The 487-nt window shown below is 41.5% G+C and carries 1 protein-coding gene; it reads right to left on the reverse strand.

Annotation, left to right across the window (positions count from 1 at the left end):
- Positions 1-487 (reverse strand): transposase (locus ACYQ2O_RS12810; protein WP_459796787.1); only part of this gene is annotated, 487 nt, incomplete at both ends.

The following is a 487-nucleotide window of genomic DNA, read 5'->3' on the forward strand; positions in this document are numbered from 1 at the left end:
CGAGCTGCAGGTAGGATTTACAGTATTTAAAGAACGTTTCAATGTCCCACCGTTTGCCATATAAACGAATAATTTCTTCATTTTCCAGTTCAGTGTCGGTAGAAAGTAACGCTAACCAATTACGCTTGCCTTTACTATTGCGGTTTTTAACAAATATAATTTTGGCATGAATCTCTTCACCCTTATCATTTAGCCCAAGGCTGACGATTGCTTCTGCTTTGATAATGGCGCGTCCACGTTTTTTCTTCAAATGGGCATAGAGCTCTTTAAGGGTATAGCGCTGCCCTTGATAGCCGTAGGTTGCACGCATGGGTTTGATCATGCAGATGACCTGTAAGGGATAGTCTGTGACAACTTGCTTAATGACTGCAGCGTGACCAAACCAGCTATCAAAGAGAATCGTGTTTGCTTTTAAACGGTTTAAAGGTAGCGCATTAAGTAAATCAAACATGGTTTCTGTTGCTTTCTTTTGAGCTTCTTGACGGCG

The organism is Alkalibacterium sp. m-11 (genome assembly GCF_054658155.1).